The organism is Oleiphilus sp. HI0132 (genome assembly GCF_001635845.1).
The window spans coordinates 1-804 of record NZ_LWGJ01000179.1 but is presented as its reverse complement, the minus strand read 5'-3'; the positions used below and the strand labels follow the sequence as shown (position 1 = coordinate 804).

The following is an 804-nucleotide window of genomic DNA, read 5'->3' as shown; positions in this document are numbered from 1 at the left end:
TCGTATTCACCAAACTCATTCGGCAGGCCTGCGTTAGGGTGGGCGCTAACATAGCATTCGCCCTTGGTAGATAACTCTTCAATGTAGGGCCGAAGTGCATCGGCACCCAGAGCGCAGTTAAAACCGATGCTCAGAGGCTTGCAGTGCTTAACAGATATTAGGAAGGCCTCAGCTGTCTGCCCGGACAGAGTACGGCCCGAGGCGTCAGTGATGGTGCCTGAAATCATGATTGGCAGTTTCAGTTTGGAATCCTGAAAGTATTGTTCAACTGCATAAATAGCTGCTTCAGCATTAAGCGTATCGAATATGGTCTCGATCATGATTATGTCGGCACCGCCTTTTACCAAGGCATCGGTGGCTTCATAATAATTGTCGTAAAGCTCTTCGAAAGTGACGTTTCTAAAACCCGGGTCGTTAACGTCGGGGCTAATGGATGCCGTACGTGATGTTGGGCCAACGACACCTGCAACAAATCTTGGCTTGTCGGGCGTTTCAGCGGTCTTCTTCTCCGCTTCTTCACGTGCAATACGTGCAGCTTCGAAATTTAACTCGTATACAAGCTCTTCCATGCCATAGTCAGCTTGGGAAACTTTGGTCGAGTTGAAAGTGTTTGTTTCAATTATATCTGCGCCTGCATCTAGATATTGTTTATGGATGCTAGCAATGGCGTCTACTTGAGTCAGGCATAATAGGTCATTATTGCCTTTAACTTCCGAAGGGTGGTCTTTGAACCTTTCACCGCGATAGTCTTCCTCTTCAAACTTAAAGCGCTGGATCATTGTTCCGGTAGCGCCATCCAGTATT

At 47.4% G+C, this 804-nt stretch carries 1 protein-coding gene; it reads right to left on the bottom strand.

Going from position 1 to position 804, the window contains the following annotated elements; all coding sequences use genetic code 11:
* A partial coding sequence (locus A3766_RS02260; protein ID WP_231882812.1) for a homocysteine S-methyltransferase family protein occupies positions 1 to 803 on the bottom strand: 803 nt, incomplete at its 3' end.
* Position 804 lies beyond the last annotated feature (1 nt).